The organism is Holospora undulata HU1 (assembly GCF_000388175.3).
Lineage (GTDB): Bacteria > Pseudomonadota > Alphaproteobacteria > Holosporales > Holosporaceae > Holospora > Holospora undulata_A.
This window is the reverse complement of sequence record NZ_ARPM03000106.1, coordinates 1-14,227: the sequence shown is the minus strand read 5'-3', so window position 1 is coordinate 14,227 and position 14,227 is coordinate 1. Positions and strand designations below refer to the sequence as shown.

General features: G+C 34.7%; 11 protein-coding genes, 2 tRNA genes and 3 pseudogenes. 7 read left to right on the top strand and 9 right to left on the bottom strand.

The window, feature by feature from the left end; all coding sequences use genetic code 11:
• From K737_RS11010 to K737_RS02215, 6 genes and pseudogenes are all read left to right on the top strand, one after another.
• A pseudogene (locus K737_RS11010) lies at positions 1 to 206 on the top strand (IS5/IS1182 family transposase); the annotation flags it as partial.
• An 85-nt stretch (positions 207 to 291) separates the two neighbouring features.
• Positions 292 to 1,605, top strand: coding sequence for a DNA recombination protein RmuC (locus tag K737_RS02235; RefSeq protein WP_006297697.1), 1,314 nt, complete (start codon positions 292 to 294; stop codon positions 1,603 to 1,605).
• A gap of 255 nt (positions 1,606 to 1,860) precedes the next feature.
• A tRNA-Arg gene (locus tag K737_RS02230) sits at positions 1,861 to 1,933 on the top strand.
• An 18-nt stretch (positions 1,934 to 1,951) separates the two neighbouring features.
• Positions 1,952 to 2,710, top strand: coding sequence for a type II secretion system protein (locus tag K737_RS07730; RefSeq protein WP_006297696.1), 759 nt, complete (start codon positions 1,952 to 1,954; stop codon positions 2,708 to 2,710).
• Between the two features lie 117 nt (positions 2,711 to 2,827).
• A complete protein-coding gene (locus tag K737_RS02220; RefSeq protein ID WP_006297695.1) occupies positions 2,828 to 3,817 on the top strand; it encodes a coiled-coil domain-containing protein in 990 nt (329 codons plus the stop codon).
• 17 nt (positions 3,818 to 3,834) lie between these two features.
• Complete coding sequence (locus tag K737_RS02215; RefSeq protein WP_006297689.1) at positions 3,835 to 4,509, top strand: coiled-coil domain-containing protein; 675 nt, start codon at positions 3,835 to 3,837, stop codon at positions 4,507 to 4,509.
• A 9-nt stretch (positions 4,510 to 4,518) separates the two neighbouring features.
• Here K737_RS02215 and K737_RS02210 read toward each other — a convergent pair whose 3' ends face one another.
• From K737_RS02210 to K737_RS02200, 3 genes are all read right to left on the bottom strand, one after another.
• The gene (locus K737_RS02210; protein ID WP_006297684.1) at positions 4,519 to 5,061 is read right to left on the bottom strand and encodes a CDP-alcohol phosphatidyltransferase family protein; all 543 of its coding nucleotides are present in this window, start codon (positions 5,059 to 5,061) and stop codon (positions 4,519 to 4,521) included.
• Positions 5,045 to 6,571 carry a S41 family peptidase gene (locus K737_RS02205; RefSeq protein WP_006297682.1) on the bottom strand — a complete coding sequence of 509 codons (1,527 nt, stop codon included), beginning with the start codon at positions 6,569 to 6,571 and terminating at the stop codon, positions 5,045 to 5,047. The genes K737_RS02210 and K737_RS02205 overlap by 17 nt, the downstream gene beginning before the upstream one ends.
• A 176-nt stretch (positions 6,572 to 6,747) precedes the next feature.
• Positions 6,748 to 8,952 (bottom strand): hypothetical protein, encoded by a 2,205-nt coding sequence (locus K737_RS02200; protein ID WP_152531047.1) that lies wholly within the window; start codon positions 8,950 to 8,952, stop codon positions 6,748 to 6,750.
• A gap of 403 nt (positions 8,953 to 9,355) precedes the next feature.
• On the opposite strand from K737_RS02200, the pseudogene K737_RS10490 reads away from it, so the two are divergent.
• Positions 9,356 to 9,604: pseudogene (locus tag K737_RS10490) on the top strand (IS5/IS1182 family transposase); the annotation flags it as partial.
• Between the two features lie 40 nt (positions 9,605 to 9,644).
• Here the strand turns inward: K737_RS10490 and K737_RS11000 are convergent.
• From K737_RS11000 to K737_RS02170, 6 genes and pseudogenes are all read right to left on the bottom strand, one after another.
• Positions 9,645 to 9,740: pseudogene (locus tag K737_RS11000) on the bottom strand (IS5/IS1182 family transposase); the annotation flags it as partial.
• A gap of 244 nt (positions 9,741 to 9,984) precedes the next feature.
• On the bottom strand, positions 9,985 to 10,182 hold the full coding sequence (locus tag K737_RS09955; protein WP_006297678.1) for a transposase: 198 nt from the start codon (positions 10,180 to 10,182) through the stop codon (positions 9,985 to 9,987).
• Between the two features lie 608 nt (positions 10,183 to 10,790).
• A complete protein-coding gene (locus tag K737_RS07715; RefSeq protein ID WP_075260322.1) occupies positions 10,791 to 11,249 on the bottom strand; it encodes a hypothetical protein in 459 nt (152 codons plus the stop codon).
• A 53-nt stretch (positions 11,250 to 11,302) separates the two neighbouring features.
• Positions 11,303 to 11,374 (bottom strand) — tRNA-Asn (locus K737_RS02180).
• A 211-nt stretch (positions 11,375 to 11,585) separates the two neighbouring features.
• Positions 11,586 to 12,293, bottom strand: a complete 708-nt coding sequence (locus tag K737_RS02175; protein WP_006297676.1) for an ABC transporter ATP-binding protein — start codon at positions 12,291 to 12,293, stop codon at positions 11,586 to 11,588.
• 3 nt (positions 12,294 to 12,296) lie between these two features.
• Positions 12,297 to 13,439 (bottom strand): ABC transporter permease, encoded by a 1,143-nt coding sequence (locus K737_RS02170; protein WP_006297674.1) that lies wholly within the window; start codon positions 13,437 to 13,439, stop codon positions 12,297 to 12,299.
• Between the last annotated feature and the right edge of the window lie 788 nt (positions 13,440 to 14,227).

Sequence of the window (14,227 nt, the reverse complement as noted above, 5' to 3'; positions counted from 1 at the left end):
GAGGTCTATTGAAGAAGACCGTAGAGATTTTTGCACGTATTACGCCGGGCTGGGCAATTTTAGCGAAAAGACAAGGGATAGAGAGAACACTTGCTTGGCTAAATCATTTTAGGCGATTAACCAAGGAGTATGAAATAGGCGTTCAATCGGAAAAACACAGCGTTATGATCCCCCATTCAATGCTACTGATTCGTCGGGTGACTTAACTGTGAAGACAGGTTCTTACTTTTTTTAGCAAACTTAAAAAAATTATGTTACCTTTAAAAAGATATTAATATTTTAATAATAGCCATGAGCACTGAAATCCTAACTTTCATTGCAGGAACGATATTTGGAGCAGGAATCGGTCTTGGAATGTATCTTAAAGAATACAAAAGCAAACTTCTTTGTCAAAAAGATTTGCATATTGCAAGAGAAGCATTAAAACTTTATAAAATACAAGAAGACAAGATACAAGCTCAAACCATAGAAAAATCTCAGAATGCTGAATCTTTAAATCGCACAATGGAATCTCTTTACCATCAAGCGCTTTCTGAATTTCAAAAAACTTGTCTTTCTGTTTTAAAACCCGCAGTAGAGCAATGGAACCAGGCGCAATCAAAAGAACACCAGCATCTTATCCATCAAGCCGCGCACCCCTTGGGTCAAGCTCTTGAACAAGTTCTTCAGCATCTAAAAGGAATAGAACAAGAGCGTCTTTCCACCTATGAACAGCTTAAATCTCAGATCTTACATATGCGTCAAGATCAAAAAGAATTGGGGACTCAGACACAAAATCTTGTTACTGCACTACGATCTCCCCATGTGTGTGGATCATGGGGAGAACTTCAGCTTAGACGCGTTCTAGAACTTTCTGGAATGCTAAACCATTGCGATTTTGAAGAACAGTTTGTTCTAAAGCAAGGAAATACCATATTAAGGCCAGATGTTGTCATTCATTTAACAGAGTCTCGTTTTGTTATTATCGATGCAAAAACCCCCATTCTTCACTACCTAGAAGCCTGTAATGCTTTAGATACAAAAATTTATCAAAGCAAGCTTCAAGAGCACACGCGATTATTAATGCATCACGTAAAAAAACTATCAGAAAAAAACTATCCCAAACATTTACCAGGAAGCGTAGATTTTGTTCTGCTTTTTCTTCCAGGAGATCCTTTTCTTAGCTCTGCTCTTTCTGTCAATCCAGAGCTTATAGAATGGGCAAGTCAGAAAGGAATAGTTCTTGTCAGCCCTAGCCTTTTGATTGCTTTACTCAAAACCATTGCTTATGGATGGCGTCAAGAGCGTTTAGCTCAGCAAACTCAAAAAATTATGGAAATAGCAAATCAACTTCTTCACCAGTGTCACCGTCTAGAAACTAAATTCGATCAAGCCCATCGTCAACTTCAGCAAAGCAGTCAGACGTTTGGGGCAGCGTGTCATATTTTAAAACACAACGTGATGGGAAAAGCCAAAGATCTTGAATCTTGCGCCCAGGGGACAAATGAAACTACCGCACAAGACAAAGCACAAGACCTAGGCCCCTTGTGTATTCAAGAAGAAACAAATGACCCTTTGTATGATATTCAAGAAGAAACAAAGCCACCCCTATATGATATTCAGTAGAAAAGACAAGATCTTCTGCATCCCCATTTTGACCTTGTTTTATTTTTCTTGATTTTATTCAAAAAGGAATACCAAAGGTTACTTAATGTTTTAAATACTTCATTTTGCAGTGATGATCTAGAAATAATGACTGTTCTTAGACAGGAGGTATAGAAAATTTCATCTTGAATTTATAGGAATACATAAATTATTAAGTAATTTTTACTCAGCCCCCTAGATACCCCCGGAAAACTTCATTATACTGGTTAAGGAAAAGCGCCTGTAGCTCAGCGGATAGAGCGTTGCCCTCCGGAGGCAAAGGTCAGGAGTTCAAATCTCTTCAGGCGCGCTTTGCGTAAACCATTATATGATAAAGTGTCTAATTAAATCCTTTTTTTGTAAACGCACCCAGCGTGGATTTTTGTTAATAGAGCTTTGTATCGTTTTAAGCGTTTTAGGAGTTTTAATAGGAGTGGGAGGAGCTCTTTTAAGAGGATATTTTAAAAAACAACAAAATACATGTACCCGCGCCCATCAAAAACAAATTTTAGATGCCATAGGGTGGTTTGTTTTACGAGAAAAGCGTCTCCCCTGCCCTGCATCTTACGAAACCCAAGGCGTAGAGCTTCTTCACTGTGGACACTGCTGGAAAGGATTAGTCCCTTTTCGAACGTTGGGACTTTCAGAGCAGGTTGCAAAAGACGGGTTTGGAAACTGGATAAGCTTTGTTGTAGAACCCAGCCTAACAGAATATCAAGTAAAAAACACTTCTGCTCTTGAGTTGTGTAAGTTTGTATTAGAAACAAAATCAACGTTAACATTAATAGAAAAAGAAGTATCTATTACCGAATACTGCAAAGAAGATGGAATAATTTTAATTTTAATCAGCCATGGACCGTCTGAATATTCTTTTAAAAAACACTTTAAAGAACTTTCCCAATGTAAACATATGAATACACAAGAAGGAAAAAGGTATTGCTATGCTCCATCCCCACAAGATAACGGCTTATGGAATGATCAGCTAGTTTTTTTCACAAAAAGTCAATTACTAAAAAAAATAGGACTTAAATGCAAAGACTATTTCGTTTCTTTGGATTATTTAGATTCAGCATTCCCCCCACCCTAATATTAAGCCCGTTTAAAACGGTAAATAAATTATTTTTTAAACTAAAAATTAAAATTAGTATTTTTTTATTATTTTCAAAATATAATTACTTGTATAAATTGAAACATATAGTCAGTTATGAAAAATATAAAATATCTTATCCTGCTTTTGTTGGCATTTCCAGTAAACACGTTGTTTGCAGAAGGTGAAGAAATTATTCAAATGCTTGAACAGAAAATAAAAACTCTTGAAGATCAAGCCACATTAGCAGAAGAATCTAGAATAACTAGCGAAGAAAAGCAAAGAAAGCTTGACGAAGAATTAGCTGGTGCACTCGAAACTAATAAAAATTATATACAACTGTTAAACGATTCACAAAACGCGAATACTGAGCTCGAAGAGATGCAACAGGTACTTGAGGAGGAAGTTGCAAAAATACAGCTAAAGCTAGAACACTCTGAAAAAGACAACACAGAGAATCGTCTTGAGGTTGAAAAATTAGAGCGTTATGTAAATGATCTCGAAATTTTAAAAAAACACGCAGAATCAACAATAGATAAATTGGAAAAAGAAAAAAAAGAAAACGAAATTGTAATTGAAAATTTAGAGAAAAAAAGAACACAATCAGAAAAAGATTATACTGAATCCCAAAAAAAGATCACTGATACAAGCACAGAACTTGACGAACTAAAAAAAGAGTATGCGCTTCTAAAACAATCTATGCGTACCAAAATAGAAGACATGAATAAATTGATTGATCATAACGTTAAGATACAAAACGATCAGAACAAAAAATCAAATGATTACCTTGATACTGCAATACAAAAGGTTGAAGAATTAAACAAAGCAGCAGCTGCGACTCAATCTGTTTTTGCACAGGATTTAGAATTAAAAAAAAACACAAATGCTGAAAGAAAAAGACGTATCGAAGAGCTGAAAATTAGAAATAAGCAATATGAAGAAGCTCGTGAGAAATCTAAAAAAATCTTTGAAGAAAGAAATACCGACCAATCCAGTACTGATAGTCAATTATCTTGCATGGATATGAAACAAAAAATAACAGATCTACGGGCAAATTTAGAATCATTACAAGCACAGTTATCTAAAACGCAATGTCAGGAGCAATAATCTGAAGGAATACACCAATGATGATTAAAATTTTTCTATTTTTTATAGCTATTACGTTTTTAGGTTTAGAATCTCTAAACGCTGAAACTCAATGGAACGAAAAATCTGGTAAAAGTTCTGAGAAAGATCAAAATTCCTTCATTAACGAATTGGATGATATAGTTCTAAAATTGGAAAATTTTATCAGTCTAAAAAATAAAGAACAGCGCATTTTAGAAACAACTATTCAAGAACTAAGAAAAGATGTTGAAAACACAAATGATTTATTTGGAAATCTTTTAGAAAACTATGAAGCATGCACATCTTACACTGAAGAGCTGGAAACGCAATTTAAGGCTGAACAAATAAAAAACTCAACAGACATTCATAGAATCGAAAACACTAAAAATAAGATAGAAGAGGAAAAACAAAAATTAATATCTTCATTAAAACAGTGCAAAAAAAATTACGAAGAAGCTTTAGAAAATCAAAAAATGAATTCTAAAGATTCTTCCAAAAATCTTCGTTTTTCTTCTGACAACTTCGAAAGATTCAGCCAAATAGCCACTAATTACAATCAATTAAAGGTAGAGCTAAAAAAGTATATGAACCTTATCCAAGAAGAATTTCCAGGATTTGTATACAACCAAAAAAGAAAAGGCAGTCTAAAAGATCAATTACAAAAATGGAAAAACAGCAAAAAAAATTCTTAACTTTTTTCTTTAAAATCGCTTAAATACTTGAGAAAAATACATTCCCCCCGTGTACAGGCTGATACCACAACTAACAAACAACAACCACGATGCTATGAAATCTCCGTAAGCGCTGGGAGAAATCATGGCAGCAATCCCCATCATTTGAAACGTAGTCTTCATTTTAGCGTAATTATGCACAGGAACGCGCCGATGTCCCACAAAACTTCGAAGCGTTCCAACCGCCGTATCTCTAAGCATCATTAAAGAAAGGAACAAAAACTTCTTAACATCGCAAAACTGTGCATACATTAAAGTAAAAGAAACAGAGCACATTAAGCACTTATCCGCAAAAGGATCTAAAACCATACCAAATTGAGAAGTTTGTTTTTGATGTCTTGCAATATATCCATCCGCATAATCCGTAAAACACGCCATAATAAAAATAATAAGAGCATACTCTCTGGCGTGCACATATTGAACCAATAACAGCGAACAAATAATCGGCGTCAGCCCTATACGAAGTAACGAAATAAAATTGGGGACCCCCCATATCTTACTTTTTATTTTCACGCCCCTGCCTCATCTTATATTGTTCAAATTGATATCCCAAAGCCTTTGCTAAATCTATAGCCTGCAATAGCTCGTAATCCATTTCTGTGGACTCTCCCCCCCCATCATTTTTTTCTTCGCTACGAATTATTAGTTGTTTTGCAACTTGAATAGGGCGCTCAACAGGAACTCTATACCCAGAAGGCTTACCCTTTTTTGAAGAACTTTTTTTCGAAGATTCCTTTGAAGGAGCTACACTTTGATCTAACAGCTTTCTTTCTAAAGACCCTGGAAGATTGCTTTCCTTAATCTCTACTTTACTTTCCTCTGATGTATCATGAGGCGTCTTAAAAATAACATGAGGAATCACCCCAGACCCTTGAATAGGAAGCCCCTTTGGAGAATAAAACCTACTGGAAGTAAACTTAAACGCCAACTTAGAGTCAAGCACCTTAACTTCTTGAACAGATCCCTTCCCAAAAGTCATTCGCCCCGCAACGATTGCACGATTGTGGTCTTTTAGGGCAGCTGCCAAAATTTCTGAAGCAGAAGCAGAATATCCATTCACCAAAACAAGCAAAGCGGCATCGTATACCCCCCCCTTCCCCACAATAACATGCCCAGGAACAACAGAATGTTCACGAACGGTCTTTTTATCTTTTACTTTTACCACAACACCAGATGATAAAAACAAACTGGCTACCTTTATGGCTTGATCAAGATACCCTCCATAATTATTGCGTAAATCAATAACAATAGAATTTAACTTTGGATTTTCTTTATAAAGACTTCGTAAAGCTTTTTCAACCAAAATTCCGGTCTTGGCGTCAAAAACACCGATGCGAATATATCCGACGTTGCTATTCGGCTCAAGATGATATTTAACAGAATCCACCTTAATTAAAGATCGGGTTAAAGAAACGTTAAAAATTTTTTCCTTATCAGAAAGCTTTCTTCTTATCGTTAGCACAACTTTTGTTCCGGGAGCCCCCCGCATTTTTTTCACAGCCTCATCGTAACGATCATAAAAAGTACTGTCTATTGCCACAATAACATCTTTTGGTTTAAGTCCAGAAATTTGCGCAGGAGTTTTGGGGGCTCCTTCTAAAATAGAAACTATGGTAAGCTCGGTACGATCTGTACCTTTAATGGGAACTGGAGAAATTTGAATACCAAGCCCTCCAAATTCCCCTTCCATTTCTTCAAGAAGATTCTGCTGAACAACACCAGAATGAGGATCCAGAGAAGAAAGCATTCCTTGAATAGCACCTTCTAACATTTTTTGCATTTCTTTAGGACCAATACGATCTACATATTCATCAACTAGTAAACGAAAAATACTTAAAAACGTTGCCCCGGCCTTGACCTCATCCATATCACAAGAAGAGGAGGACCGCTTAAGCCCGCTTTTTATAAAAAAATCCTCTATTCTTGACTCTGCCAACTTAAAGCTTTGAATTGCCAAAACCTTAACACTAAAAAACGTAACGGCCACCACAATGCGAACACTATAGCGCACAAACTTAGACATGAACCCTCTCACCACAGTACTGAATTGTAGCATACGAAAAAAAAATAAATTTGGCAAGCAGTGCGCCACATTAGTAATTATTCTTCTACATCAAGATATTACAATATAAGTCACGTATAGGCTACGCGCGCCCCCCATTCTAGAGATATTAATTTTTAAATGTGTTGAAACGTATATCATAAAAGTCCCTTGCCTTTTAATTTACTAACCACGTTGTTTTCAAATATTTTATCTAAAGTAGTTTCTGCATCTACTGGTGTAAGAAGAAGTCCCACTTCTTTTATCAGATTTTGAACGTCTAGACTGCTTTTATCCATTGTATTTAAAATACCTAAACTTTGCGATAACACTCCTTTAATTCTATTTTTCTGTAAGACAATATCATTATATTCTGAAAAAACAAGTGATGTATTCCCGTCTTGCAAATATTTTTCCCACACTGCGTTAAAACTCTTTTGATCATCTTTAGAATCTGCTGTCATCCTTTTTTTTAGCAAATTTGCTTCAACATAAGTTCCGTAAATTTTACTAAGAACTATTCTTTTTTGCACCTCATTTATTGCTTGAATTTCTGTAAAAACAGAAGAATTTAAAGAAATAATTGAACTTTTTATTGTTACATCATCAGCACCAAGAGTTGCAGACAAATTATCCAAATTAGCCTTATCTTTTGAAAGTAAATTCAATAAAACTCCAATTCTTTGAAAATTTTTCTGCCATAATTCATCGGCGCTTTGCTGATTATTAAGAAGCCCTATAATAGGATTAAGAAGGGTATTAGTTTCGTTTATATGATCTTGTACCTCTTGCACTACTTTTGCTAAGTTTGCGTTTTTTTCATCTTGTACTTTTTGGTAAGCACTTTCTACCATCTTTGCCATACCATCTTTGTAAGCAATGTATCCTTGTATCGTTTTTTCCAAAGGAGGTAACCGCTTTTGCTGTCCTGCAAGAGCTGTGCTGAATTCACTATCTTGAACAGACTGAACTTCTTGTATTGATTTAACAAGAGTTCCATAACTTTGTGCAGCATCTGCAATATCTTTCTGCAGCTCTTCAAAATTTTTTTTTATTGTACCATCTGTATCTTGTTTTTTCTTTTTTACGATATAATCATCTACAACTTTTTCAAAGGTTTTCTTCTTTTTTACAAGAGCAGAAATCGTATCATTTAATTCAGAAAATTTTTTATTTAATTTTTTAAAAAAATTTTCTTTTACAGATTTAAGCGCTAGTAGTTTATTTTTTGCAGCCAATAATTGGTTTTTGAACACATCTACTTCCAAAAATAGCTTCATCATTTTTAAATTTCCTTTAAAAGCTTGAGAAACTAGAAATACGGGAATTGTGTACTTTCTTGGGTTTTTTATCATATCATCTGCATCGCGAGGCTCGCTTCCTGGAATTTGTTTTGCCAAATTCATCATGTTTTCAAATATAGATCTCACCTTGTTTTTTTCCAATATAAAAGAATCTAGATCTTTTAATGATTGCTCACATAAATTTAGCATTTTTTCTGTCTTAGTAGAATCTGTATTATTTTTACCTTCTCCGATACTGTTCTGACTAGTATAAACAAAAACTTCCGCCACATTATCAAGTGTTTTTCCGTAAGCATTTTCTTTTACATTTCCAAGATTATTAATAAAAAAATTTGTATTTTTTTCAAAAAGAGCTCTAATCGCTGCAATCCCGTCTAACTGTTTTTTTAAATTCACTAAATCTACCTTAGTACCAGAATCTAGAACTTTTTTCGCCTTATCCATCATGTGCTGTACTGCAAGAGAATAAGCATGATTTATGGCAAGGTTACTAAAAGATTGAAGTTCACTATCTGCCATTACTCCATTGTAATCTAAATTAAGTACTGGATATTTTTTTGTACCTTCTATAAAAAGACGCTTCGGATCACCAGCAGTATTGTTGTAAACAGGAATAAATTTATTCCCTTTTTTCTTATCCTTTAGATCTTGAATGTAATTTGAATTTCCTACTTTTGTGCCTGGTGTTCCAAAATCTTTAGCATAAATTATTGACATAAGATTTTCATCTATTTCTCCCCCCATGTTTTTACACGTGTCGATGATAGAATCGTAAGCCGAATTTCCCACTGCCAGACCAGGAATACTAAAAGTTCCTCCAGAGGATAGTTGATAAAACCTTCCCCCAGGCCAACACGCATAACCGAATGGATGAGTAAAACAAGTTGGGGGCGTACTTGTTTCTAAAGACTTAACTGTTCCATCAGCAATTAAGCACAACGCTGGTGTAGAAAACTGGGGAACTGGAACCATTAACCCAAATCCGAAATTTGAAAATCCTAGTATAGCTATTATAATAAAAATATTTTTTTTTTTACTATTCATTTTATTGTTATTCATTTTTTATATATAATACACATAAAATATAAAAAAAGCTTTATTTAAATTTTTTTTTATTACTAAGTACACAAAAACAAAACTATGATGAAGCAATTGTATATAATATCATATAAAATAGTCACAGATAAGTATTGAATATTTGATCAATCGAACAATTTGTGGTTCTTCGCATATGCTTAGCTTGAGCCTACTTTTTCTCAATAGAATTCAAGTCAGGTGAATAAGGAGGTAAGTACAGTAATGTACGACCAGAGCTCTCCAATAATTTTCTGCATTTCTATACCTTTATGAAAAGAAGCATTGTCCATAACACTCACACTTTTTGTAGGTAGATTAGGTAGTAAAATCTGCTGTACCAAAACCATCAGTATTAGCTGTTAACAAAACTACTGCACCTATAGTACATCAAGGGATACAAAAGATGCATCGCAAATCCGAATTACCAAAAAAGAAAAGTAAGGCTCCCAATTTAACACAAGGGGATAAGCAGAAGAATCAAGAACTCGCGATCAAAAGGAGAGCCAATGAAAATATCACAGGAATGATTAAGCGATGTAAAATCATAGCAGATAAATATAGAAATAGACGAAAAAGATTAGGACTAAGATTCCCCCTCATCTTTGCTATTTACGATATGGAGTTACCTAAATGATGGTTTCCGAAGAGATCTAATGTTCTGAAAAATCTCTTTACGGAATTCCTGTGCGATAGCGATACAAAACAGCTTCCACAAATAGGCGATTATCCTTTGCTGCATCTTCTTGTTTTCCAGGAAAAAGATTCTTTATCTTGTTCCACTAATTATCCCGCAATCCATAACGTTTAATTTAATACACCTTTCTTTTGCATTTTTATTAAATTTTCAAAAAATACAGAAAAAATCAACTCAATTGAGGACGCCCCTTAGATCTTGATGAATGTTCTGCGATAAAAAAATATAATTTTTGGAGTGGTTTTCAAGGATTGCATAGCTAAATCAGTATAAAAAAACTGCAAGAAATGGAATAGAAATAAGTGATCAATTGAACAAGTTTATGTTCTTCTTATATGTTTTGCTTGGGCCAATTTTTTCTCAATTGGATTGAGATCAGGGAAATAATGAGGAAAATAAAGCAAACTATGCCCCGCATCTTCTAGCATCTTTTGCATAGCTTTTCCTTTATGTAAAGTGGCATTATCCATAACACTACCGCTTTCTTTTGGAAAGTTTGGTAATAAAATCTGCTGCACCCAAGATGCACCCCCATTTGCAAGCCAAATATCAAACCAATTGCAATTATAGCTTTGCCAATTAAAGCGCCTATGGCATTTGTTACCCCATCCATGAGAGCCATAACACCGCTTGCCTTTATCAGAGCACCCCTGCGTTATTGGAATATAGTAATTTAGGTTGAATTGGATATTTTATAGTATATTACATTCAATCTCCCTCTTCATTCCCCTTTGTCTTAAATCGTTGCCGTAGCGCTTTGTCATGTTCCTTTTATTTTAATAAAAAAATTACACCCAATTCAACCTAAATTACTATACACCTATGATATACTTCCCCTTTTCTTAAAAGGCAATGATTATATGATTATCTAGCAATCGGAATTGGTGTAACAGAAAGAATTTTGCGAACAGATCTTATAAGAAGAAAGATATATACTACACATGTAAGGTAACTGTGTTCGTAAAGTATTTTTTTTCATCGTCTTTTAGACTTTAGTTAAAATAAAGGTTAGTAAAAAAATGAAGTTGTGAACAAAATTTACCAAAGAGATGACAAAGCTACCATACATTTAAGTACGCAAAAAACTTTAGATCGTTTTTATTGATGTCTTTTTTTTAGTCTTATTTCATCGTAAACTTTTTGTACTGTTTTGTTGTAATTTTTTAGTTCGTGAAAAAAAGTTCCCCAATTTTAAGAAAATTTGATGAGCTAATTGCTGTGCTCCTTCTTGAGAAATGTAAAACTGAGTTGAGGTTTGCCCATAAAAAGATGGAGTTAACGCACGATAATAATAAGCTACTGCTTGACCTTGGTATATAGATTTATGACAATGTTTCAGTGTAAAAAACGCTTTTAATACAACATGCATTAAAGTAATTTTAGCGTCTTCCCCCATTTCCAGAGCGCGCTCTGACGTTTCCATATTGATTTCCAAAGTGTAATCCTGTGGACATTCAGAACTACAAAGCATGCGCTGTAAAGAAGACCGAAGAAGCTCTCCCGAGCGTTCTGGAATTATATCAACGTATACTCTAGAAAGCTTTTTCTGAACTTGAGGAGTAAAAACTGAACTACAACAGCTCAAAAAAAAGAAATTTAATGCAAAAAAAACAAATTTTAAAAAAAAGAAAAAACAAGCTCCCCGGGCCGGATTCGAACCAGCGACCTGGCGGTTAACAGCCGCATGCTCTACCACTGAGCTACCGAGGATCGTTTCATTATTATACGCTATAACCTGCCTCATTGTCTATACCCCTTATCAAAATTTTTCTTTGGTTTTGTACAAAAGAATTTTTAAAAATTCATCATTTCTTTACTAGAACGTAAACTTTTCTGCGTTTGATCAAAAATTTTTTTTTAATCATTTTAGACTACCTCTGTAGTGATTATGTATCAATGATTTTCAAAATGAATAACTGTTTTAATTTTTTGTGCTAAAAACACAAGAATCAATACATCCATTCTTCATTTCTAAAATACAATTTCCGTAAGAATAGATCCTATTATCATGAGTCACAACTAAGATAATTCTTTGTGAGGATGATGCTAAATTTTTTAAAAGCATCATAACATTTTTTCCTGAAGCCTCATCCAAAGCCGCAGTGGGCTCATCGCATAAAATAAATCTGGGTTCATGAATTAACGCGCGTCCAATGGCTATTCTTTGCTGCTGCCCTCCTGAAAGCTGCTCAGGATAGTACTGCATGAAGGATTCCATTTCCAACAAAGAAAGAATTTTTTTTACTCGCAAGGCGATAAGTTCTGAACGCATTCCTTGAGCAAGAAGCGGAATAGAGACATTTTGCTCTACGTTAAGAGATGGAACTAAGTTGTAATTTTGAAAGATAAACCCCATATGATGACGACGAAAAACCGTTTTTTGTTGTTCTGATAATTTTCCTAAATCTTGACCAAATACCTTAACCGTTCCTGTTGTAGGAGACAAAATTCCAGAAAGAATAGAAAGTAACGTAGTTTTTCCACACCCAGAAGGCCCTACAAGCAAAATAATTTGTCCTGGGTGAAGTGTTCCATTTACATTTTTTAAAATCCATTGTGTTTGATCTCCCGATTGAATAGATTTAGACACATCAAAAAACTCTATACAACTTTTTAGATCAACGCTCATTTATTATCCTCCTCTGAAAACCATAATGGGATCTATTTTAAAAAGCTTCCTAAGACTTAACGCAATAGAAAGTAAAATAACGACAGTGACGACCGTAAAGCTAATTACTAGTACTTGCCAATGTAGAAAAAACCCCTTAAACGCTGGTGCATTACGCTGAGACCATAAAAACAACGCAGTAAGCCCAACACCAAGGCCGTATCCTATGCTTCCTACACATCCTGCTTGCGTTAAAGCCATGCGCGTTAGGGTTGCGTTGGAAACTCCCATAATTTTCATAGCAGCAAACTGTTTCAAATTTTCCATAAAAAATAAATAAAATGTTTGAGCGATGATGGCACCTCCCACTAAAGCTCCCAAAAGAATCGTAATAGCAAAATTTATGGGGATTCCTGTGCGTTTTAAAACATACCTAATACTTTTTTCAGAAAATGCGCTCTGGGTAATTGCTTGAAGTCCTGTTTTCTTCGTAATTTTTTTTGCCAAAGCTTGCGGGCTAATTCCGTTCCTTTCTTTTACTAAAATAAAAGATAAAGGCGAAGATTTTTTTGCCATCATAGACTTTGCCGTGTAATAGGAGACGTAAAGCAGGGGAAAAGAAAAAAAAGTAGGTCTTGATTCACATAATCCTTGGATTGAAAGACGATGATGCTGAACAGTAAGCATTTTAGGAAGGTGCGTTGCAGAAGAGGGCCAAATCCTTTGATATCCGCTGGTATCTAAAATTCCATTTAAAGGGTGACGCAAATGGTCTAAAAACCCATGAGTTAGTGCTTTGTTCATTCCCAAAAAACTAAAGGGGTCCACTCCGACTATCTGTACTTGGTGTAAACGCCCGTCTTTTGTGGTGGCTGACACAGTACTTTTGTGAAAAGGAACTGCCCACAACACTCCACGAATTGAGCGCACTTTTTGTAAATTAATCTCTGGAAGAGGATGTATTTCTTCTATATACGCACTTCTAGGGTCCATTACCCAAACAGAAGCCTCTGGAATAGATAAAATGAGGCTAGAAACTCTAGCCATTAAACCAACAAAGATGGAAATTTGCTGTGTAATCAGTAAAGTAGAAAAAGTTACACCAAAAATCAACCCCCAGCATTTGACTTTGTCTCCCAAAAGCATGGATAACGCAATACTATACATTGTGTCCCTCCTTAACGCGCTCTTAATTCTAAAGGGTTTAGTATATTTTTTCTAGATCTGCAAAAAAATTAATAATTCTGTAAGATAGGAAAATACGTTAAAGCAAAGATTTAGTAATTTTTCGAAAAAAAAGATATTTAAATTTTACGTTTCCTGTAACAATAATAATTGGAGTGAAAAATGGTATTTGAAAATGAATTCTGTAGCTCTTATTTTATAATCTTTGTTAACACTTCAAGATTTTTTTGATTTGACTCGTATTTATCATTAATATTATGATTTCACAATCTGAACGTAAACTATAGTAATTTAGGTTGAATTGGGTGCAATTAAAGGAAAGCGACAAAGAGCTACCGCAACGATTTAAGGCAAAGATGAATAGAATATTTAGATGAGGGGAACGGATATATTGAAGCATCGCAACTATTTAAAATAAGTTTATCAGCGATAGGCATGTGGCATAGAAAATATTGATGAAAGCGACATTGATATGGCTATGTGCAAGTACAGAAGGCTGGAGAAGAAAAAGTGAAAAGTTGGTTGGAAAAAAGAGTGGGAAATAGTATCAAAGAACAAATAATATTGCCGGTTTGGTTAATAACACGCCCATAGCACCAATGGGTTTAACGGATCTTACGAGATATTATTATTCCAAGCTTGGGTAGAAAAATTTCTGATCAAGGAACTAGAGCCTGGTCAAGGTGTTATTGGATAATGCCTCTTTTCATAAATCCAAGAGAAGTAGAGAATGAATAGAATCTGTAAAATGCGGTATAATTTTTCTACCT